The sequence below is a fragment of the Vibrio sp. MM46 genome (genome assembly GCF_027587135.1).
Lineage (GTDB): Bacteria > Pseudomonadota > Gammaproteobacteria > Enterobacterales > Vibrionaceae > Vibrio > Vibrio harveyi.
The window spans coordinates 404752-426507 of record NZ_JAPPTO010000002.1 but is presented as its reverse complement, the minus strand read 5'-3'; the positions used below and the strand labels follow the sequence as shown (position 1 = coordinate 426507).

Genomic DNA, 21756 nt, shown 5'->3' with positions numbered 1-21756 from the left:
ATAGAATACGCACAATGCCTTCTCAATTAAACGACAAACATAATACGATTTGCATGATATTTATGAGCAGCACGACATAAATATTAATGCATTTCCAACTTCCTATATGTCTCATCAATTTTAAATGATTGTACCGTACCGGAATACCATTTCTCAAAATTGACACATTTGGCAGAGAAATGTCATGCACATAACTTAAACGAAAAATAACAATTAGCTATGGACATGTTTTAAACCTATGGGGGAAGTAAAGTGTTCGGGAGTTATCTAAAATCAATAAGAACCACATTAGGGTTAACTCAGGAGCAAGCATCAATAAGACTAAATCTATTAGGTGGTGATTTAGCAAATATAGACTGTGTTACTTTTAGCCGATGGGAAAGAGGAATCACTCAACCGAGTCTAAGCCGACGAGTCAGAGTGCTTCGTGCATTTGAAAACAACCTGCTGCCATACCTTTGTAATTTAGGGTTAGATACGCCCTTAAAAGACGAGGTTGAACAGTTTGAATTGTCTTTGAAACAAAGATACCAAGACGCAATGTCTATCATCTCAGGGATTGACTACAAAAATGCTTACCCTGTTGTGTATGATCATATTGAAGAGGAAGAACTGAGCCAAAATAATGAGCAAGAATTCATTAATAGTCTGAACAACTTTCATAATCAGCTTAAGTCTTTAAATATTAAACATAGTCTTGCGACTATTGATTTGGTTGAATATCAGAAAGACAATCGAGCAATTGCTTATAAATACCTTTCCAAAGGTGAGCTAGTCGGTCATAACATTGGTATGTTTTTTACTGTGCCCACATTGGAAAATGAGCTAGATAGAACTAAAAAGCAACGCTTACCTATCGACACGATTGACCTTAGATTAACCAAGCCATTGAGAGAGAAAGGAGTATATTCTTACTACGCCATCAGTCAGCACTCCAAAAATGAACGCGTATTTCGTAAACAGCTGCATACAGAGTTCACTTTCTTGGCTCAAAACGCGCATATTCATCATTATTACGCAAGTGTCACTTTAAAGAGCTCGGTCGATGTGATGTTTAAAATGGGCTTTAGTGTTGCGGCTTACGAAGGAGAAAGCCCGGTAGGTGCAATCAAAGTTGGCGCTAAACGCTATACTCGCGCAATCATGTATATTGAAACCAGTGAGCTGTTTATTCAGCCAGAATTTCTCTATTTATTGACGTGTTGTGGTGTTTGTACTCATCGCCAATGTGACAGTTGTACAGAACACCCTAATTGCATTTGTTAAACAAATACCGGCTTTTACGCTTTGCTGTCGATTGTTAGTTTAGATTCACTGTGCCTTCAATCGCTATCTTTGACTTCTGATAACGGTTCACAGCTCTATAGCGGCATTCAAATGATTGCCGCTATATTACTTAGCAATCGAGATGCTCATCAATTCTCAAATGCTATCCTGCTCAACATCTAAGTCGTTAAGATCTATACCCAAGTGCTTTAATTTATTAGCAGGTGAAACGCATGAAAAAGATTCGCTATCCATTTGATTTGCACGGGACACTCTCAATTCAATATCGGGATAAAGTTAATCCAATATTTCTAGACACTAATGAAGAAAACCAATCCATCATTGATATTGATGACTTTGCAGTAAGAGCATTCAGCTATGAAGCGGAAGATCGTCTATTAAAAATCTCACTACAAAAAGCGGTAAATTTATCTGAAATAGCTGACTGTGATTCAGTATTGACGGGCATCGAACTTAAACAAAATAATATCAAACTTGATATCGTCTATTGCCTATATAATGCAGGCATTGTCAGCTCTAGTATCTCCTATCCTCTCGATGATGACTCGCCGATTGAATCCATTGCTATCGCGAAACCTCTGACTCTGCACCTTAACTAACCTAACGTTTAAAACCGGATACGAAAAAGCCCTTAATTCGGCAAGAACAAGGGCTTTTCTGTCTGCGATTACTCGTTATTACTTCTGATAGAAGGCGCGTTTTTTCTCATACATAGCTTCATCCGCGATCGAAAACAGATTTTCAATCGACACAGATTCACTTGAAGCCCCTCCAACAGAAAACTGAACTGGGTAGCGGTTATGCTCAGATAGCTCAACCCACTTATTCTGTTGAGATACCTCAAGACGTGTAATCAACTCGTTTAGAGCGTCAATACTCAAGTCTTTTGCAATGACGGCAAATTCATCACCACCAATTCTGTACAACAAGGATTTTCCGTTGAGAACCGACTTGATGAGTTGCGTTGACTTAGCAATCAAAACATCACCACGGTCGTGCCCATAATTGTCATTGAGGTTTTTTAAGCCGTTTATATCAATCACAATAATAGCCATAGATTGCCAATGTCCTTGAATGACTGATTGGCAAGCAAACTCATAGTCTTCGTCAAACGCCTTACGATTAAAGCACTTTGAGAGTTTGTCTCGACGTGCGAAATCTTCTAACTCCAGCCACGAGTATAACTGCTTCTTAAATAGCTCCAATAAAATGCGATCTTCTCCTGTCATGACATAATTGCCATAACAGAAGTAACCAATTTCAGCTCCCGTAGAAGATCGCATGGTTTTCGCATTTTCGCTGCGCGGTTTTTCAAAACTAAAGCGCATGTCTGAGTCAGGAAACAAGCGGGAGAGCCCTGAATTAATCACTTCCGGAATCGCATGGAACCCTACCCCTGCATGGCTAGTGGTAAAGTTAATCAGCGTCATGAGTTTTGCTTGGTGCGCTTCTTCGCGTGTTAAGTTTGCCCGCAACTCCGCCGTTTGCTCTTCAACTCGATGCTCTAGCTTTTGGTTGAAGTTCGCAAGTTGCGCGTTAGTATCTTGAACTTGTTGGTTGGCGTTTCGCAGCGCTTTGTTTCGTACTTCCAACTCATCCATCTGACTGGTCAATTGCGCCCAAAGCGAATCCAATAGGCTCATCAACTGTCTAAACTCTTTAAATTGAAAACGCTTAGGCGATAAATCTGGTCGTTTATTCGTTTTAAATCGACGCACGACCACTTCCATCTGACGAATAGGTTCTGTAAGCCATCGGCTTGCCACAATCGCAATGCATAGAGTCACAACCAAGGTCGCAATGATGATATTTAATAGCTGTTGCTTCGATTGCGTCAGTTCTTGGTTTCGTGCTGCGTCTGACACAGTGTGAATCATAGTCACTTCTAATGGCTTCACAAAACTGTTGTTCTGGACGGTAATTTTACTCAAATGATGCGTGGTATCCCCCTTGGTATTACTCACCGCACCATAGTGGAAGTTAACGCTTTCTTGAGCATATAAGAATGGTTGCGAAATTCGGATTAAATCCTGATATGACACTAAAACAACCAAATAACCTTGCGGCTCATACTCTGAACCTGGCAGCAGCGTGTAGGGCAGTAACGGGCTGACAAAGGCGATACCACTTTGCCCCCCATTTAATACCAGCCCCTCATCAAAGTAAGTACTGTGATACATCTTACCTTGCTTATAAATGTCTTCAGCGGCTCGAATTTTGGTCAGCAGCTTACTGTTTTCTAGGTGATATACTGAGCCATTGCTTTCGTACATTGGTTGCCAGTTTTTATCGATAATGTAAGTCGTACTGACATTGACCGCCAACTCTTCAAATGTCTCTATCATTTGCCAGATAATGGATGAATACAGGACGTTATCCATGCCTTGAACGAGTAAGCGATCCTTGGAATACCAGCGAGTTAAGTTCGCCACAAAGGTCAGGTCTTCACCTATCGTTTCTTGGATACCTTGATTGGTATTTTCCAGTTTAAGTTCTTTTTGCACCAACAAATCGGTTTGGTGCTTATCGATCATACTGGTGCCCACCCAATAAGCAGGCAGTAACGACCCTACCACCACAATCAAAGTTAAGATGCTACGCAAACTTATCATAAGGATGCTTTCCTACTCTTGTGAATGTGATTTGAATGTTTATTGATGAAGTCCACCACAAATTGAGCGGCGCCGTGTGCAGGCATGCCTGCTTTGTAGCGCTTATATCCGCGAATCAACGCTTCCCAAGTCACCGCCATTTCTACGGTACTTGGCATGGCATAAGCGGGGGTCAGCTCTTTGTACAAATCGCTATAGTAGGTGTTCTCTTCGTCATACCATTTGCGGTTGATTGAGCGATTGGTAGAGATCAAGTTCTGGTTGATGATGACGTCTTCAATAAACTCCGGCTTTTGTACGATCATCGCCAGAGTACGCATTGCTTTTTTCTTCGCCGGATTGCGCATTGCTTCAGCATTAAATGCCAACACCTTACCGCCACTCAGTGAGTGCATGTGGTGATTATTGTACGTCGGTAAACTGCTGATTCTGAGTTCTGTTGAGAAGTGTTGCTTCAGCTCACCTAGCGCCCAATCACCATCAATGAGATATGGAGCTTTCCCTTCAATGAACAACGCTCGCGCTTGATCTTGGTTGTAATCATCAATCACCACACCTTCTTTAGGTAAACGACCATAAAACTTAAGAGCCGCCGCCAGTGCACCAACATCAATATCGGTGATAGGTTGCGTTCTATGATCGGAAAACATAGGCACAAACGACATCAAGAAGTACATGTTCGGATACTGCATTGTGAGCGTGCTTTTGCCCTGTTTGGCATCTTCAATAAGCTTTTCCCAAGTTGGCTGTACTTCGTTGGTCAGCTTCGTATTCACATACAAAACCAAGTGATTACCTAAACCAAGCGGTACCCCATAAATGGCGTCGTCCACGGTGACGAGTTCCAGAGCTTTTGGCTCTATGCTTTTCTCTTCTAACCAGCTTGGCGGAATTTGGGCGAGATCAAAGTAGTCATGTAGTCCCAAGAAATCAGAAGGAACCCAAATAACATCAGGCACGGTAATACCAGTTTGCTTGGCGAGTAGTAGTTCTGAACGGATATTGTTTACATCGAACTCTCTGATCGCGAGTGTGTTGCCTGTTTCGGCTTCGAAGCGCTCGTTAATTTCTGCGACGGTAGAATATTCAATGCCACTCCAAACTTGGATCTCTTGAGCGGAGACCAAGGAGGAAAACAGAAATAACAACAACAGGCTCAGGTTTCTCACTAGAATTCTCGAAAATTGATGGTATTACAAAAGTAGCGAACGACTGGTGCTTATTCAAAAGCGCCGACAGGAAATGTGCGGGTGCTTCCATTGGTGGTTCACCCTACCATAGAAAGCAAAAAGCGCCGCAATTGCGACGCTTTCAAAGATTATATCACAGTTAGTGATTAAGCGTACTCTTGCTCGAACTCACGCATAAAGTCCACGAGAGCTTGCACTCCTTCAAGCGGCATCGCGTTGTAAATTGATGCACGCATACCACCAACGGCACGGTGACCTTTTAGTGCCTTCAGTCCTTTTGCATCTGCCAACTCTAGGAATGTGCCATCAAGTTCTGGTTTTGCTAGTTGGAACGGTACGTTCATCAGAGAACGGTTCGCAGAGTGCACTCCGTTACGGTAGAAATCAGACTGATCGATGTAATCGTATAGCAGTGCTGCTTTTTCACGGTTTACTTGCTCGATCGCTTTTACGCCACCCTGCTCTTTTAACCACTTAAACACTAGACCTGATAAGTACCAAGCGAATGTAGGAGGCGTGTTGAACATCGACTCTTTTTCTGCCAACACTTTGTAGTCAAGAATACTCGGTAGCACTTCTTTCGCCAAACCAAGAAGATCGTCACGAACAATCGCAATTGCAATGCCTGATGGACCAATATTCTTTTGTGCACCAGCGTAAATGACACCGTATTGAGAAACATCAATTTCACGAGAAAGAATGGTCGAAGACATATCTGCAACAATTGGTTTATCCGTTACTGGCAGATCGTTGATTTCAATACCATCAATGGTTTCGTTCGGGCAAAAATGGACGTAAGCCGCATCTGACGAAATTTTCCATTCTGTTGCAGGTAGAACTGCCGCTTTACCGTCAATCACCGTTTTTGCGTTGAACACGTCAGGTTCACAGTACTTTTTCGCTTCTGCTACTGCGCTTTCTGCCCAGTAACCACCATCAATGTAGGTCGCAGTTTCCGCGCTACCTAATAGGTTTAGTGGAACAGCGGCAAATTGAGCACGAGCACCACCTTGGCAAAACAATACTTTATAGTTGTCTGGGATATTTAAAAGATCACGAAGGTCTTGCTCTGCTTCTTCTGCAACCTTAATGAACTCTTTGCTTCGGTGGCTGATTTCCATCACTGAAGTCCCAAGACCTTGCCAGTTGATTAGCTCCTTTTGTGCTTGCTGCATGACTGCTTTTGGCAGACCTGCAGGTCCTGCACTGAAGTTAAATACGTTGTCCGTATTTTGTTCCATGATGCTCATTGCTCCTGCTAAGTAAAGATTACGAAATTAATATCACGTTTTTGCAGGGATAAAAACAAGAAAAGAGGTCTTACGACCTCTTTTTAAACTGGAAAAGCTAAAAACTTACTTTGTAAACTTCTCTATTGCATCAATGCAGGCATAAGCAGTGCGATTAAAGGAAATTCTTGTCCATTTTCGAACTTCAATTTCCCATCAGAAATTTGTGCTTTTAGTTCATAGCCCTTGTCTTTTTTCTCAATAAGTTCCATCACCATCAACTCGTCAACGCCTTCTTGAATGAATGGGTACAGATCCACCAACTCATCAGAGAAGTAAGTATTCAGCGAGCCTTTTGTCGCTGTCATTAGCTTCATCGGGTCTTGCGTGATGTGGTCGGTACCTTCCGGCACGGATAATTGCCATTCATTACGGAATTTGCCGTCTCCAAATGCAAGAGATAGCTCGTTGACTGATAGGTTAAAGCCTTTGCTAAACAAAGTATCAATATGCGGCAACAGCTTTTGAATCTCTTGCTCATCTAGCATTGGTGAATTTTGGTAAATCGACATAATTTGATCGAACGACTGGCTGTCAATATCACCGATAGCGAAATCAAGCTTGAAGTTAGCAACGTCTGTACCATCCGTTAAACGCATTTGCTTAGCGTCTAATACCAACTGGGTGTTCAGTTTGTCGCCAGATTCATTCAGGGATGTATTGCCACTGTAGCTTGCATTCTCGATTAGGAACATAGGGGCAAGTTGCGCATCAACAATATCCAGTTTTTGTAAAGAGAAAGACTGCTCCCCTAACCAGTATCCTTTTGCTTGCTTACCTTTACCTTCACCTTTCAGCTCTGTTAGATGAATCTCTTCACCATTTTCAAAGTCGATTTGTACCGAAGGAATAGACACTTGGTAGTTTAAATCACCCAGCACAGTCACATTACCTTTAACTTGCGCAGGACTAGATGAAAGGTGCATACCTTGAGCGTCGTTTTGGTAATTCCAACTTGCTAGGTTAAGCGTGAAATCCGTGTTTCCGTTGAGCTGTGTTTTACTGTGCATCGTCAACGGTAGGAAGTCCGCGTCGACGAGTTTAGAATCTGCACTTAAGCTCGTTAAACCATGTGTTACGTCGCTGGTCACATCAAAAGCTGTCGGAAGACCATCACGCTCAAGCTGCGCTTTGATTTCTGGGTCGACAACGGTGTAACGCGTCAGAACGACCGAAGACAGGTAACCGCGGTCATATTCCACAATTTCACCTTTGACCATTTCATCGTTCATATTGGCGATGCCATCTTCAATGATAGTTTGACCAATTTGACCAACTGCTAACGGCCAACACAGCGCAAGAGAAATAGCGCCACCAATGGCACCGATTTTTTTAAGATTTTCCATAACGTCACTTATTGAGTATTTGTGCTCAGTCTAACCCAAACCCAAAGCGGATAAAACATTGAGATATATCAGACTATTGATGGTTATTTTAGTTCATTAATCGAGAACAATACTCAGCTCTCAACCATTTCTATATTTAATTGATATGTTGTTGGTGCCAAGTTTTAACCGGAGCTCAAACCACTGTGAACCGTTACGCCGTATTGTGCCTCGACAACAATCCAATCAGTGCCGAACAGTTTCGACTGGAGTTGTCTGCCTTTTCGAGCAAGTTTGATATTCTCTCTGTAGAATCGATAGAAGAAGCGCAGAGCGCTCTCGAATACCTCGAAGAAAGAGAACAAAAGGTTGCGCTGGTTATTGCGAGCCATCATGCACATTTTAATGGCGTTGACTTCCTCATCGGTCTCGACCGCAAGCCACACACTGAGCAAGCTCGCAAAATCCTTATTAGCTGCTCGTCCGATATTGAGGCCATTTTAACCGCCGTCAATGAAGGACGCCTCGATCACTGCTTAACCAAGCCTCTTCCAGATAAGGTCCTGTTCAATACGGCGCAAAAAGAACTGACCCAGTTCATTCTCCGTCATGATAGAGAAGACTTGCTCAACTACAGCCAAATCCTCGACCAGCATAAATTGCTGCGCGCTCACATCGAAAATCAGATGAGCAACTATCAAGCAGGGTTCTTGAACGACTACCACGCCCTCTCTGATGGGGAACTCGCAGAACAAGTCATCACGGCGTTGCAACACTTCTTTGAACAAAATGACGATACCAAGGCTTGCCGTACCTACTCTCCTGAACACCTACTTACGATTGAAGGCGAGCCAAACAGTTTCTTGTGGTTTATTACCAGTGGTGAGGTAGCGCTCTACAAACGTGATGAACTTGGCATGCAACGTGAAGTGGTGCGCCATTCAAAAGGGAACATTGTCGGCGGCATGTCATTTGTCACCGGAGAGAGTTCGTTTTCAACTGCACTCACCCTAACAAAAACGGAAGTCATCAAGCTTGACAGAAATGTCTTCCGTAAGGTGATGCAAGGTGATTCTAACTTGCTACCTCTGTTTACCAACTTGTTGCTACGTCATTTCAACCGACGATTGCAACGCAGTATCAACACTAAGTTGCAACTGCAAAAAACATTGGAATCATTGGAGTCCGCCCACCAGCAACTCATCGAACGCGAAAAAATGGCGATGCTGGGTCAACTTGTTGCGGGTGTCGCACACGAATTAAACAACCCCATTGCAGCTATCTTGCGAGGGGTAGAAAACCTAACTCTGACACTTGAAAACCTACTCACTCAACTACCTAGTTACGAGGTTCAAGAAAAAGGCATTGGTTTACTGACAAGAGCTCAAAGCGCCAAACCGGCTTCGACCGCAGAACTCAGAGAGCGAGTAAAACAATTGAGTTCCAGCCTTCCCGACAGAACATTAGCAAAGAAAGTCGTTAATCTAGGGCTTGAGGGCGACCAAACTTTGGTTGCACAACTTAACCGTCAAAACGCCGACTCATTGGATTCACTTGGCACGTTAGAACAATATCATCAAGTCGGCGCATCACTTCGCTCAATCAATGTTTGCGCAGCTCGCATCGCTGATATGGTAAAAAGCTTAAAAGGCTACGCGCGCTCAGACGACGAAGGTTTACACTTTGCCAACTTACATGAAGGCATAGAAGATACGTTGGTGATCTTTGAGAACAAACTCAAGATGCATAAGGTCACAACAAACTACGCAGAACTTCCTAATACACTCTGCCAACCCATTGCTTTACAACAAGTTTGGACAAATCTGATTTCCAACGCCATTGATGCCTTTCCTGATAAAGGCGAACTCACTATTCAATCTCGCTTGGTAGAAAAAAACCAACAAAAGTATGCCGTAATTTCATTTACAGATAACGGATGTGGCATCCCCGAATCGCAACAAAAAGCCATTTTTGAACTCAACTTTACAACCAAGAAAGAAGGTAATTTCGGTTTAGGTATCGGACTGTCTATCTGCCAACAGATTATGGCAAGCCATAAAGGCTGGATAGAGGTGGAATCTGAGCTCAACCATTTCACTTGCATGACCGTCTGGTTACCTATCACTCAAGAAGGAGATGAAGTATGACTAAATATCTGATTTTATGTGTGGATGATGAAAGAGAAGTCTTAGATAGTGTCCTTCAGGATTTGATGCCATTCGAAGAAAATTTCGTTGTTGAGGGTGCGGAATCTGTCACGGAAGCAAAACAGGTGATTGAAGAAATGGCGGAAGACGGTATTCAGCTTGCCTTGATTCTGTGTGACCATATCATGCCGGAGCAAACTGGCATCAGCTTTTTAATCGAACTCAGTCAAAATGGTGACACTAAATCATCGCGCAAGCTGCTCTTAACGGGTCAAGCTGGCTTAGAAGACACCGTTGAAGCAATCAATCATGCGAGCCTCGATTACTACATCGCCAAGCCTTGGAAAGGTGAAGAGCTCAGAGACGCTATTGTTTCGCAACTGACTGCTTTTATGATAGAAAATGATGACAACTTATTATCGTGGACATCCATCCTAGACGCAGAGGCCATCCTCAACGCGATGGCACAACGACGTGCAAGCTTTGGTGAATGAGTACTGGGATAGAAAAACAAGTCATATTCGTCATCAACATGGCGCGTTTTTTGCTGATAAAACGGCACAATGAGTCATTTGACAAAACATCGACACATTTTTGTTGGTCGTAGACCTTCGTTTTTATTATGATGTCGAACAAATCAGATTACGGTTCAAGTGGTTACTTGGATCCATGGAACTATAAGACAAGGTTTATCGTTAGTTATGCGTAAAACACTATTAGCCGCTGCCCTTTTGTTGGCATCAAGCCAAGCTCTAGCTGCGAACGACTACAACGCTCCAGCAACAATGAGCAACTTTAGCTACGACTACATGGAAGCTCGCATTGGTGCTAGCCCAGTAACGTTCGGTGCTGGTTTCAGCAAATCAATCCACCCAAATGCACACGTAATCGCGCGCATCGACTCTGAGTTTGATGGTGATTTCGATTCAGCAGCAGGTTTTGGTTTCCACTCACCACTAAACAACTGGGCTGACCTAACGGGTGCAATGCTAATGCGCGTTGTACAACCGTCAAACTCAAGCAGCACTGACGTTGGTATGGAACTTAACTTAGGCGTGCGCCAATGGCTTGGTCCTCAACTAGAAGTTGGTGGTAAAGCGGGTTACGTTTCTATCGACAACGATGACGATTGGATCGGTTCTGTTTACGCTCGTTTCCACTCTACAGAGCTATTCTCTCTGGGTGCTGAAGCGCGTATCAACGACTTCTACGGTGATCAAGTAATGTTCACTACTCGCTTTAAGTTCTAAACGTCTACTGAGCGTACTTTCTTAAAGTATGAACTAAAAAACCGAGGCATTTACCTCGGTTTTTTTGTATCTACAAACTGTCTTGTTGCAATGACTAACTCAAATGAAGTGGCCAAAAGCATCAACTTCCTTTTGTCGCTTTCAACACTCACCTTTTATGACTCGCTAACTTCATCCTAAACGAGTCAATCATCGTGAAACTAAAGCGATTTATTCACACATTGCCAGCAGTTGTTTCTTGCGTGGTTCTTGGAGCAGCTTCCAGTGAATACCATCAGTGGCGCCAGCAAACTTCCATAGAAGCTTCACATCAACATCACTACCGTATGTCACTCTTACTTTATTAAATACTTCTACTGGTCCTAGTTCCAAAAACGTTTCTACGTCATCAATACCTGCTTTTTTGACCATACGCTCTAGCGTCAACTGCATATTTGGTAGGTCACGCAAACGTCTACTGGCTGAAGACTTTTGGTATTTACGTTCCTTAATAGAACATTCAATCGATTTTTGTAACAACGCGTCTAGACCCGCAAAACCTGAGTCAAATAGATCGGTTACATCATAGTAGTTAACGGTTGCCGTCGTTTGTTTTTTGACGTGCTTATATTTTTCACAGTTTAGTTGAGTAAATTCTTCATCTAACCCGTTACCACCACGTAAATAACAACAGTCGTTACTTACTAGTGCGAACATTGCGTCGTTGCTGAATAAACCAATCCCGCCAAACATTGAACGTTTTTGGTACTCACTAAAATTGCTTACATAGTTAAAAAAAGCTTGGTCTGTCATGTCCATTGACCTCTGTAATTGGAATAAATTACCCCGATTAGCGATGTCACCAGATGAACAGCAGCTTATAGCGAATTATAAATTGTCGATATGTTGGCGATATTTTTGTGAATTGCGCTCACCAACTGTCTTAATCATACTTAACGTTGAAAAATAAGTTAGGATCTATGTCACAGTTGCCGAACTACAAATTCCACATACGTGATTAGTTTCACATTTACTCATCCTTAAGCGATGTTTTTTTGACACAGCAACTGCCAAAAATCAAACATCATGGTGATAAATGCGGCAATTGCGAACGTGAAATAGGTATTTAATTGATAAGCAACATAGTGTGGAGGTACACTGTACGAAAGCTCTCTAGCACAACGTCATAATGGAACATCTATCATTTTTTTGGCTACCAAATAATAAAGATAAGCTTATAAAAGCACTCGAATCTGAGTTCGCTCACCTAGTAGAACAATCAATTTCTACCGGGAAAATCTCCCTTCCTCCTATCCCTGATGTCGTACTTAAAATCCAGCAACTCTGCACAGAAGAAAACACCACGATTTCCGACGTCGCAAATGCGTTACTAGAAGATCCTAGTCTTGCTGCGGTTGTGGTTCGCGTCGCGAATTCCGTGATTTTTAATCGCCGTAATATTACCTGTAATGACCTGACAACAGCGGTATCTCGCTTAGGCATTTTACGAGTGAGGGATATCGTCACAGCTCAAGCAATTGAACAGTTAAAGCATTCGGTCAACCTTTCTAAAGACTGCAATAGTATATTGGTGAAAAGTGCCGCGGTTTCTCGTGAGCTAGGCGCAACCATGGTATTGGTTGTCCAAGAGTTCCGTAAGCATGAACCAGCGACATACGGTCACCTAGAGCAAGAAAAAGCGCTATTAGTAGGTTTGTTGGCGGATATTGGTCTGTTCTGTCTCATCAACGAATACCACTTATATCTTGATCGTGGTAATTACTTAGATGCAGATATTGCACTACAAATATTCCAAACGCGCTGTTCTGCGACAAGCAAATTAGTATTGGAGAAGTGGGGTTTTGACAATGATTTCCGTGAGGTTTCATCGAATGAAAAATATGAAGCATCGCGCCCAGAAGTCAGCTACCTGGATATTGCTCGTATCGCAAACCACTTATTAATGTTCCGTAACCAAGATGAACGCATTGAAGATCATGAAGTGGAATTCAATTTAACGGGTGCAGAAATCTTGTACGAGTTGAGCAATATGAGTGATACTGACTTCCATTGTGAAATTAAAGAAGTTCTAAGCGCAAGCGGTCTTTAATCTCTCAATACTTCATTTTAAGCCACGCTAAGCATCAGATAGTATTCTGAGCTGTTTATGCGTGGCTACGTATTTTGCTTACCTCATAAAGGAATCATTGAGTTTTATGTTCTCAGGGATGCTATTCATCTTTGCCCCATTGGTGGTGGGCTACTTAATTCCAATTTCTCAGGCGTCGGTACTTGAAAAAATCAACAAGTCGACCTCATACCTGATCTACGTCATTCTCTCCTTGATGGGTTTAAGCCTTGCTGCGCTCGACAACCTCGGCAGCAACTTGCAAACCATCTTGCTTTACGCTGGTACTTTCTTCGTCTGTTTGGGCGCTTGTAACCTACTTGCCTTGCCGCTAGTCGATAAACTGCTTCCTTTGCAAACCGACCAAAACCAGAAAAAACTCCCACTGTCTTCTATGGCATTAGAATCAATCAAGCTTGTTGTCGTCGTTGGTGGTGGTTTGATTGCCGGTTTGATCTTGCCAATTGGTCTTTCTTGGGTGGATACAGCGAGCGAATGGATTTTATTTCTTCTACTGTTCTTTATTGGCATTCAATTGCGTAATAGCGGCTTAACCCTTAAGCAGATTCTGTTGAACAAACAAGGCATGGCGATTGCGACAGTCATTATTGCAACTTGTATGCTCGGTGGTGCAATTGCCTCAGTGATCTTGGATTTACCACTCTACCAAGCGCTGGCAATGTCTTCTGGCTTTGGTTGGTATTCGTTAGCTGGCATCTTGATGGGTGATGCATTTGGTCCCATTTTTGGCGGCGCTTCCTTCTTGATTGAATTGATGCGTGAGTTGGTCGCATTAGTTGCTATTCCATTGTTTATTCGCACCTACCCTTCAACAGCCATTGGTTACGCAGGAGCAACAGCAATGGACTTTACCCTGCCAGTCATCCAGACAACTGGGGGTGTTCGATGTGTGCCTGTCGCGATCGTAAGTGGTTTTATTTTGAGCTTATTGGTGCCTGTCATGATGCTTTTCTTTGTGTCTCTTGCTAGCTAGATCTCAGGAATATTCATTAACATCCATTACAATACGGCAAAAATTCAAATACCCACGTAACCTCAAAATGCTCAATTCAAAGAGAATTTTCTGGATTACCGCTTAGTTATCGAGCCCTTTGATTTTTAAACTCTTGGATCGGTAATCAGTGACAGGCAAGGCATAGTGCCTATTGGGGTTACAAAGGGAATTCAACCAAAAAGGAATAACAATGAAACGCTTTGTCGTTGCAGCGCTCCTCGCTACAAGCTCAACTTTTACCTTTGCTGCTGACCAGCAATGTCTTGCAAACAAATACGACGGTTATATAGACGCCTCTTTACAGTGGTATCAAGACCTTGTAGACCTAACCGTTACTCAATACCCAGATTTGAAAGAAGTAAGTCAATGGTTCTTAGAAGGTCGCCAACACCACTTTGAATTAAACCGTGAAGCGGTACATTACTTCCTGAAAAATGATCCTAGCCGTGTTGCTACAGAGCAACCTGTTGAAGCGTGGCTCAAGCTAGAACAACACGATGTGAAGCAGCTTGCAACACGCAGTGATGAGCTCGGTCAAGCTGCACAAAAAACGTTTAGTGATCGTCAATCGGCGAACCATCCAAAGAACTATGACCTACGTTCTGCATTTGCTGACTTATTGAGCCACCCAAAACAGATCGATTCTGCGCTTAATAAGTACAATCAATCAATTGCTAAGATTGAAAAGCAGAAGTGTGAATAAACCTCGCCCTAGAATTTCATTTCAGCAACATGGGTTTCAATAATTAAAACGGGACTTTGCGCCCGTTTTGGTTTAGATTGTGCCGCTCGCATTACCAAAATAACTACAAAGATTCTTTGCTATGGTTAAGGAACAAAAAACCGCTGACGTTAGCTTCGAGAGCTTGTTAAAGATCTTCACAATTCCTGAAGGTCCAGATTCTACGTTGACCAAAATCGACGAGAGTCTCTCCCAGAACTTGAACAAATTTCTTCGTGAACACATCGTGGCAGAAGAAAAGCCTTTACGTGAAATTGAGAAAGACTTTTCTTCTGCTCAGATTCCTGAGCAACCAGAGTTCGTGTCAGACCATACCGAGCACCTACTAGATACCTTGGTATCTCACTCGGTTCATACCTCTGCGCCAAGCTTTATTGGTCACATGACTTCTGCCCTGCCGTATTTCTTAATGCCGCTGTCGAAGATCATGATCGCCTTGAACCAAAACTTGGTAAAGATTGAAACTTCGAAAGCATTCACACCACTTGAACGCCAAGTACTTGGTATGCTGCATCGCCTTATTTATGGTCAGGACGACAAGTTCTACCGTAAGTGGATGCACAGCGCGAAGCACTCTCTCGGTGCATTTTGTTCTGGCGGTACCATTGCGAACATTACTGCGCTTTGGGTTGCTCGCAATAAAGCACTAAGAGCAGATGGCGCATTCAAAGGGGTAGAAAAAGAAGGTCTGTTCAAAGCCATGAAACATTATGGCTATGAAGGGCTGGCAATTCTGGTTTCTGAGCGTGGGCATTACTCACTGAAGAAAGCTGCCGACGTACTTGGGCTTGGTCAAGAAGGATTAGTTGCCGTCAAAACAGACGCAAACAACCGCATTATCGTTGATGACTTGAAAGCAAAAATTGCGGAACTTGAGTCGCAAAATATCAAGCCTATTGCGGTGGTTGGTGTTGCTGGTACGACAGAAACCGGTAGCGTTGACCCGCTTCCTCAAATCGCTGAAGTGTGTGCTGAACACGATTGTCACTTCCATGTGGATGCAGCATGGGGTGGTGCGACACTGATGTCGAACAATCATCGTCACCTACTTGGTGGGGTCGAACTTGCAGATTCTGTGACGATTGACGCGCATAAACAACTCTACATCCCTATGGGTGCAGGTATGGTTCTGTTTAAAGACCCAGATGCGATGAAGTCAATCGAGCACCACGCACAATACATTTTGCGTAAGGGCTCAAAAGACCTAGGTAGCCACACCCTTGAAGGCTCTCGCTCCGGTATGGCGATGTTGGTTTACGCGGCAATGCATATCATTAGCCGACCTGGTTATGAACTGCTGATTGACCAGAGTATCGCCAAAGCGCGCTACTTCGCTGATCTTATTAACGAGCAAGAGGACTTTGAGTTAGTGTCTGAGCCTGAGCTTTGTCTGCTGACTTACCGTTATTTGCCAACCAATATGCGCGCAGCATTAGAGAAAGCACAAGGTACGCAGAAAGAGAAACTGAATGAGTTACTAAACCAACTAACTCAGTTTATCCAAAAGCGCCAGCGTGAAACAGGTAAGTCCTTTGTGTCACGCACTCGACTGAACCCAGACCAATGGCAACGCATGAACACCATTGTATTCCGTGTTGTGTTAGCGAACCCATTGACGACCAATGACATTCTAAGTGCGGTATTGGACGAGCAGCGCGAAATTGCTCAACAAGCCCCAAGCTTAATGGCAAAAATTGAAGAAACTGTCGACGACATTCTCAATTCTTAAGCGCCAATGTGAGTTACATCAAATTGAAAATTTCTTTCTTTTTGATGTAACTCAATCATCATTATTGTGCCACTAGAGCAACAAACCATCGATCCCACATCCAATTCTGTAGTTTTTACAACATTTTGTTTGAGGCTTGTCAAATTCTCACGAAATAGTAACCGTATTTGGTTTAGCCAGATTGAGGATCGGGTTTATACTGAATTTATGGCGCTGGTAGTTTTCGTTAACGCCCCTCTAGACCGAGAAGCCTTTGGGTTTCCATTCGTTAGCAGAGCCAGCGAGTTGTTCTCTATACCCTCGTGAACACTATGAATACATTAGAAAAAATTCAAAAAAATCTGGAGAATTTCAGTAAGTCAGAGCGCAAAGTTGCGGAAGTGATTATGGCGTCTCCACAAACTGCAATTCATTCAAGCATTGCAACGTTAGCTAAAATGGCTGACGTGAGTGAGCCTACTGTTAACCGTTTCTGTCGTCGTCTGGATACCAAAGGTTTCCCAGATTTTAAACTTCACCTTGCGCAAAGCCTTGCCAATGGTACGCCTTACGTTAACCGTAATGTGGAAGAAGACGATGGTCCTGATGCCTACACGCACAAGATTTTCGAATCTACAATGGCGTGTTTAGATGTCGCAAAAAACAGCCTTGATGCGATGCAAGTTAATCGTGCAGTTGATCTCCTGACTCAAGCGAAGCGCATCTCATTCTTCGGTCTAGGTGCTTCTTCTTCTGTCGCACGCGACGCTCAAAACAAGTTTATCCGCTTCAACATTCCTATTACTTGTTTTGAAGATATCGTAATGCAACGCATGAGCTGCATTAACTGTAGCGACAATGACGTTATCGTTCTGATTTCTCACACAGGTCGTACTAAGAGCCAAGTTGAGATTGCGAACCTTGCACGTGAAAACGGTGCAACCGTTATTGCAATCACAGCAAAAGACTCACCACTAGAGAAAGCGAGTTCACTGGCTATTACACTAGACGTGCCAGAAGATACCGATGTGTATATGCCAATGGCAAGTCGCGTAGTACAAATGACGGTTATCGATGTCCTAGCAACAGGCTTCACGCTGCGCCGTGGTACTGGCTTCCGTGAAAACCTAAAGCGAGTAAAAGACGCATTGAAAGACAGCCGCTACGATAAGCTAAGTCAATACTAACGAATCGACTTAGTCTGTAATAAAAAATAGAAAGGGGAGCTAAGTAGCTCCCCTTTTCGTATCTGTTCAGGTCGTATTTCTATTGATTCACATCCGATAGATCTGAGCGAGACTCCAGCACTTCTACTGAACTTACGTGATGCGAACTCTCTCCTACACACGCATCGCTACAATCACAAACTTGACGAAGAATGTACACCAACCGATCCTGCGTAAGGGGTAAGGGGTTGCCTTTGATTGCTACTGACTTCAAAGCATCATCCGCAACTTGCTCAAAAGAAGTTTGGCATACTCCAAACTTACCTAACTGAGGTAGCGCTAGCTTATCTAACACCATTTTCACCCAAAGCACGCCATCGTGCTCATTGGCATTAGTTCGGTCCGTCACTAATTGCGCTAAACGCTTATAACGACTGATCACATCACTTCGTCCTGCTTGCTTTGCCGCATTGATATTCTCTTGCATCACATGCGGAGCCAGACGTGCAGTAATCACACTATGCGGCGCATCAAGCTTGCCTCCCAATGCGGAAGCTAAACCATGCGCAGCGCCGAGCTTGGCATTTGTGATTGCCATTCCGCCTAAAAGTGCCGCAAAAGAAAGGTCTGATCTAGCTTTGTGACTGTCTTGTTTACACCCTGCAATTACTGAGCGGCTTAAGCGACGTAAACCTTCTTCACACACCATATCGGTAAGAGGATTTGGATCACCACAAACGTAGGCTTCCATAAGGTGAGTAAACGCATCCATCGCGCCACGACCAGAGGTATACTGGTCAGTACCATAGGTTAAGGTTGGATCAACAATCGCAACGTCTGCGAGCATTTCCGGGCTTCTTAAGCTTACTTTCACTTGGTCTTGCCCCGATTTAAGCACAGCATTTCTGGTTACCTCTGACCCTGTGCTTGCTGTCGTAGGAATAGCAATAAAATGAATCGGCTTGGTTTTCAAAGGAACGTTTCTTCCAACGACTTCGACGTAGTCATAGACGTCACCTTGGTTAGGTATGATCGCCGCGAGCGCTTTGCCCATATCAATGACACTACCCCCTCCAATCGCGATAACCATATCAGGTTGGAATTTGCGTCCAAGCACTGCGGTTTCTTCTACCATTGTGATATTAGGTTCACCATTGATGGCAACGTGTTGATAACGCATGTTCTGCGCTTTTAGATAATTAATGATAGGTGTAGCACGTTGCGTATCTTTACCAGTCACCAGTAAAACGCTGTAGCCAAATTGATTGATTACAGACAGCGAAGATTGGAGTGCTCCCTCGCCGAAGATAATCCGTGTCGCAGTCATAAACTGAAACATACACTTCCTCCCCAAAACAACAACTCACACTAGAGTGCTATGCTTTCCACCAAAAAAAGTTGACCAAGTGCACCTTGCCGCCATTAACCCTTCAAAAAGTGTGTTTTTATGCGTCACTTCACATACTTACGTCATGTGCTTTTGCGGTTAAGAATCATTCTAAAAAGTGACTTTTCATGGCTTTAAGCTTAGTGCGTGTTTAGTTTTTATACGATAGATTTCGCCTATCGAGACAAGAGGTAAATGCTGCTTTATTTCCGTATCTGGATCGGGCATAGTTGTCTCAAGAAACGAAAGCATGTACCGACATGAAGTCTAGTTGTGCTTTCAAAAAGAATAGATTTTAGGAGAAATAAGATTATGTTCGTAGTTATCTTTGGTCGCCCAGCTTGCCCATTCTGTGTTCGCGCGAAAGAGCACGCAGAAACACTTAAAGCAAAACGTGATGACTTCAACTACCGTTACGTAGACATCCACGCTGAAGGTATTTCTAAAGCTGACCTAGAGAAAACAGTTGGTAAGCCAGTAGAAACTGTTCCTCAAATCTTCATCGACCAAACACATATTGGTGGTTGTGATGATTTTGAAGCTTACGCAAAAGAGCACCTAGGTCTATTCGACGAGTAATTCAAATTACTGAATTTTTAAAAGCCGCTATTAGCGGCTTTTTTATTGTTTATTCAATTTGTTATTCCCTTACGTCAAGTAATAGTAAAACCTAAAAAAATTCACTTATCTTTTTGCTATATTTAGTTACAATTCGCAATTCTTAATCTTTTATTTGGCACACACTTTACCGAGCCACACAGTGAACATAGACGTCGTACACCTTCTTGAACAAAACCCTATTCTTCTAATCTTCGTCGTATTAGCAATTGGTCTTGCCATTGGTAAAATTCGCTTTGGGAACCTACAGTTAGGTAACTCCATAGGCGTCCTCATTACTTCTCTTGTTATGGGTCATCTTGGTTTCTCCTTTAACGCAGAAGCCCTAACCATCGGCTTTATGCTATTTATCTACTGTGTAGGTATTGAAGCTGGTCCAAACTTTTTCGGCATATTTTTCCGCGACGGTAAACATTATTTTATTTTGAGCATGACCGTATTAGTCTCAGCGGTAGGGTTAACCTATTTCTGTAGCCATTACATGGGACTCGATTTTGGTTTATCTGCGGGTATGATGGCCGGCGCTCTTACCGCTACGCCTGTATTGGTGGGCGCACAAGATGCGTTGAATTCTGGTCTTGCAACCATCCCACGAAACATGGATTTTTCTTTGGTATTAGAAAATCTATCGGTTGGTTATGCGATGGCTTATTTGGTGGGTTTGATCAGTATGATCATGTTCGCCAAACTGTTGCCAAAACTGCAAAAGCAGAATCTATCCGATTCAGCTCAGCAAATTGCGCAAGAACGTGGATTGGGTAACTCTAGCCAACGTAAGGTCTACTTGCCAATCATCCGCGCGTACCGCGTTGGTCCTGAGCTGATTGACTGGACAGATGGTAAGAACCTTCGTGAGTTGGGCATTTACCGCCAAACAGGCTGCTACATAGAACGTATTCGCCGTAATGGTATCCTTGCTCACCCAGACGGTGATGCAATCCTGCAAGAAGGTGACGAAATCGCATTGGTAGGCTTCCCAGATAGCCATGCACGTCTTGATCCAAGCTTTCGCAACGGTAAAGAAGTATTCGACCGTAACTTGCTGGACCTTCGAATCGTCGAAGAAGAGATCGTGGTTAAAAGTGATGCAATTGCTGGTAAGCGCCTATCTGATTTGAATCTATCGGAATTCGGCTGTTTCTTGAACCGCGTGGTGCGTGCCCAAATTGAAATGCCAATGGACTTGGACATTGTTCTAGCCAAAGGTGATGTGCTCCAAGTAAGTGGTGAGAAGAGTCGTGTTCATGGTCTAGCTGAGAAAATCGGTTTCATCTCGATCCACAGCCAGATGGCAGACTTGCTCGCATTCTGTAGCTTCTTCATTCTAGGTATTATGTTTGGTTTGGTGACCATGACGTTTGGTCAAGTGTCATTCAGCCTAGGTAACGCAGTTGGCCTGTTGCTTTCAGGCATCACGCTGGGCTTCCTACGAGCGAACCACCCTACTTTCGGTTATGTACCGCAAGGGGCATTGAATATGGTCAAAGACTTAGGTTTAATGTTCTTTATGGTTGGCATCGGCTTAAGTGCCGGTGGCAAGATGTTTGAACACTTAACTCAAGTGGGTCCACAAATCATCGGTTTGGCATTTATCGTTAGTGTTGTGCCTGTCGTGCTCGCGTACCTAGTTGGCGCTTACGTACTTAAGATGAACCGTGCTCTACTCTTTGGTGCCATCATCGGTGCTCGTACGTGTGCACCAGCAATGGACGTAGTGAACGAATACGCGAAGTCGACTATTCCAGCCCTTGGCTACGCAGGTACCTACGCGATTGCCAATATCTTAATGACTTTAGCCGGTACGATTCTGATTATTTTGAGTTAATCTCTTTGAGCGCGCTTTTCAGGTGTGTTCAAGCAGCGCTCATTATTCAGCACAGAGATTAAAGACACAAAAAAGGCGCTCAATGAGC

The 21756-nt window shown here is 43.4% G+C and carries 18 protein-coding genes; 12 read left to right on the top strand and 6 right to left on the bottom strand.

Annotated features, from left to right (window positions below):
- The first annotated feature begins 252 nt into the window (after positions 1–252).
- Together OH459_RS03880 and OH459_RS03875 are read left to right on the top strand one after the other, a co-directional pair.
- Positions 253–1266: a helix-turn-helix domain-containing protein gene (locus tag OH459_RS03880; protein ID WP_017188162.1), complete on the top strand. Its 1014-nt coding sequence runs from the start codon at positions 253–255 to the stop codon at positions 1264–1266.
- A gap of 233 nt (positions 1267–1499) precedes the next feature.
- The gene (locus OH459_RS03875; protein ID WP_005444511.1) at positions 1500–1886 is read left to right on the top strand and encodes a hypothetical protein; all 387 of its coding nucleotides are present in this window, start codon (positions 1500–1502) and stop codon (positions 1884–1886) included.
- Between the two features lie 78 nt (positions 1887–1964).
- On the opposite strand, the gene OH459_RS03870 is transcribed toward OH459_RS03875, so the two are convergent.
- The 4 genes from OH459_RS03870 to OH459_RS03855 all read right to left on the bottom strand — a co-directional run bounded on the left by OH459_RS03870 (position 1965) and on the right by OH459_RS03855 (position 7724).
- Complete coding sequence (locus tag OH459_RS03870; RefSeq protein ID WP_029789428.1) at positions 1965–3899, bottom strand: diguanylate cyclase domain-containing protein; 1935 nt, start codon at positions 3897–3899, stop codon at positions 1965–1967.
- Complete coding sequence (locus tag OH459_RS03865; protein WP_152163505.1) at positions 3896–5068, bottom strand: sugar ABC transporter substrate-binding protein; 1173 nt, start codon at positions 5066–5068, stop codon at positions 3896–3898. The genes OH459_RS03870 and OH459_RS03865 overlap by 4 nt, the downstream gene beginning before the upstream one ends.
- Positions 5069–5235: 167 nt before the next feature.
- A complete protein-coding gene (gene serC / locus OH459_RS03860) occupies positions 5236–6330 on the bottom strand; it encodes a 3-phosphoserine/phosphohydroxythreonine transaminase (protein WP_026000106.1) in 1095 nt (364 codons plus the stop codon).
- Between the two features lie 131 nt (positions 6331–6461).
- Positions 6462–7724: a DUF945 family protein gene (locus OH459_RS03855; protein ID WP_269985754.1), complete on the bottom strand. Its 1263-nt coding sequence runs from the start codon at positions 7722–7724 to the stop codon at positions 6462–6464.
- Between the two features lie 185 nt (positions 7725–7909).
- On the opposite strand from OH459_RS03855, the gene OH459_RS03850 reads away from it, so the two are divergent.
- The 3 genes from OH459_RS03850 to OH459_RS03840 all read left to right on the top strand — a co-directional run bounded on the left by OH459_RS03850 (position 7910) and on the right by OH459_RS03840 (position 11100).
- Positions 7910–9850 (top strand): ATP-binding protein, encoded by a 1941-nt coding sequence (locus OH459_RS03850; RefSeq protein ID WP_009698121.1) that lies wholly within the window; start codon positions 7910–7912, stop codon positions 9848–9850.
- Positions 9847–10344, top strand: a complete 498-nt coding sequence (locus OH459_RS03845; protein ID WP_009698122.1) for a response regulator — start codon at positions 9847–9849, stop codon at positions 10342–10344. The genes OH459_RS03850 and OH459_RS03845 overlap by 4 nt, the downstream gene beginning before the upstream one ends.
- 207 nt (positions 10345–10551) lie before the next feature.
- On the top strand, positions 10552–11100 hold the full coding sequence (locus tag OH459_RS03840) for a hypothetical protein (protein WP_005442235.1): 549 nt from the start codon (positions 10552–10554) through the stop codon (positions 11098–11100).
- 210 nt (positions 11101–11310) lie between these two features.
- On the opposite strand, the gene OH459_RS03835 is transcribed toward OH459_RS03840, so the two are convergent.
- Complete coding sequence (locus tag OH459_RS03835; protein ID WP_005444533.1) at positions 11311–11898, bottom strand: TfoX/Sxy family DNA transformation protein; 588 nt, start codon at positions 11896–11898, stop codon at positions 11311–11313.
- Between the two features lie 370 nt (positions 11899–12268).
- Here OH459_RS03835 and OH459_RS03830 point away from each other — a divergent pair, with 370 nt between their 5' ends.
- From OH459_RS03830 to OH459_RS03810, 5 genes are all read left to right on the top strand, one after another.
- A complete protein-coding gene (locus tag OH459_RS03830; protein WP_005444535.1) occupies positions 12269–13189 on the top strand; it encodes an HDOD domain-containing protein in 921 nt (306 codons plus the stop codon).
- A 106-nt stretch (positions 13190–13295) separates the two neighbouring features.
- Positions 13296–14201 carry a lysine exporter LysO family protein gene (locus OH459_RS03825; RefSeq protein ID WP_005444536.1) on the top strand — a complete coding sequence of 302 codons (906 nt, stop codon included), beginning with the start codon at positions 13296–13298 and terminating at the stop codon, positions 14199–14201.
- Between the two features lie 211 nt (positions 14202–14412).
- Complete coding sequence (locus OH459_RS03820; RefSeq protein WP_005444538.1) at positions 14413–14925, top strand: hypothetical protein; 513 nt, start codon at positions 14413–14415, stop codon at positions 14923–14925.
- 121 nt (positions 14926–15046) lie between these two features.
- Complete coding sequence (gene panP / locus OH459_RS03815; protein ID WP_050903952.1) at positions 15047–16693, top strand: pyridoxal-dependent aspartate 1-decarboxylase PanP; 1647 nt, start codon at positions 15047–15049, stop codon at positions 16691–16693.
- 311 nt (positions 16694–17004) lie between these two features.
- Entirely contained in the window at positions 17005–17859 is an 855-nt protein-coding gene (locus OH459_RS03810) for a MurR/RpiR family transcriptional regulator (protein WP_005444542.1), read from the top strand.
- 79 nt (positions 17860–17938) lie between these two features.
- On the opposite strand, the gene OH459_RS03805 is transcribed toward OH459_RS03810, so the two are convergent.
- Complete coding sequence (locus tag OH459_RS03805; RefSeq protein WP_009702965.1) at positions 17939–19177, bottom strand: iron-containing alcohol dehydrogenase; 1239 nt, start codon at positions 19175–19177, stop codon at positions 17939–17941.
- Between the two features lie 360 nt (positions 19178–19537).
- Between OH459_RS03805 and OH459_RS03800 the strand changes: the two genes are divergently transcribed.
- Positions 19538–19804: a GrxA family glutaredoxin gene (locus OH459_RS03800; protein WP_005428550.1), complete on the top strand. Its 267-nt coding sequence runs from the start codon at positions 19538–19540 to the stop codon at positions 19802–19804.
- Positions 19805–19985: 181 nt separating this feature from the next.
- Entirely contained in the window at positions 19986–21668 is a 1683-nt protein-coding gene (locus OH459_RS03795) for an aspartate:alanine antiporter (protein WP_005444545.1), read from the top strand.
- Positions 21669–21756: the final 88 nt, after the last annotated feature.

What these genes read in the sequence shown, in the direction of transcription:
- OH459_RS03875 (WP_005444511.1), top strand. Translation starts at nt 1,500, where the DNA reads ATGAAAAAGATTCGCTATCCATTTGATTTGCACGGGACACTCTCAATT.
- OH459_RS03870 (WP_029789428.1), bottom strand. Translation starts at nt 3,899, where the DNA reads ATGATAAGTTTGCGTAGCATCTTAACTTTGATTGTGGTGGTAGGGTCG.
- serC (WP_026000106.1), bottom strand. Translation starts at nt 6,330, where the DNA reads ATGGAACAAAATACGGACAACGTATTTAACTTCAGTGCAGGACCTGCA.
- OH459_RS03855 (WP_269985754.1), bottom strand. Translation starts at nt 7,724, where the DNA reads ATGGAAAATCTTAAAAAAATCGGTGCCATTGGTGGCGCTATTTCTCTT.
- OH459_RS03845 (WP_009698122.1), top strand. Translation starts at nt 9,847, where the DNA reads ATGACTAAATATCTGATTTTATGTGTGGATGATGAAAGAGAAGTCTTA.
- OH459_RS03840 (WP_005442235.1), top strand. Translation starts at nt 10,552, where the DNA reads ATGCGTAAAACACTATTAGCCGCTGCCCTTTTGTTGGCATCAAGCCAA.
- OH459_RS03835 (WP_005444533.1), bottom strand. Translation starts at nt 11,898, where the DNA reads ATGGACATGACAGACCAAGCTTTTTTTAACTATGTAAGCAATTTTAGT.
- OH459_RS03830 (WP_005444535.1), top strand. Translation starts at nt 12,269, where the DNA reads ATGGAACATCTATCATTTTTTTGGCTACCAAATAATAAAGATAAGCTT.
- OH459_RS03825 (WP_005444536.1), top strand. Translation starts at nt 13,296, where the DNA reads ATGTTCTCAGGGATGCTATTCATCTTTGCCCCATTGGTGGTGGGCTAC.
- OH459_RS03820 (WP_005444538.1), top strand. Translation starts at nt 14,413, where the DNA reads ATGAAACGCTTTGTCGTTGCAGCGCTCCTCGCTACAAGCTCAACTTTT.
- panP (WP_050903952.1), top strand. Translation starts at nt 15,047, where the DNA reads ATGGTTAAGGAACAAAAAACCGCTGACGTTAGCTTCGAGAGCTTGTTA.
- OH459_RS03810 (WP_005444542.1), top strand. Translation starts at nt 17,005, where the DNA reads ATGAATACATTAGAAAAAATTCAAAAAAATCTGGAGAATTTCAGTAAG.
- OH459_RS03805 (WP_009702965.1), bottom strand. Translation starts at nt 19,177, where the DNA reads ATGTTTCAGTTTATGACTGCGACACGGATTATCTTCGGCGAGGGAGCA.
- OH459_RS03800 (WP_005428550.1), top strand. Translation starts at nt 19,538, where the DNA reads ATGTTCGTAGTTATCTTTGGTCGCCCAGCTTGCCCATTCTGTGTTCGC.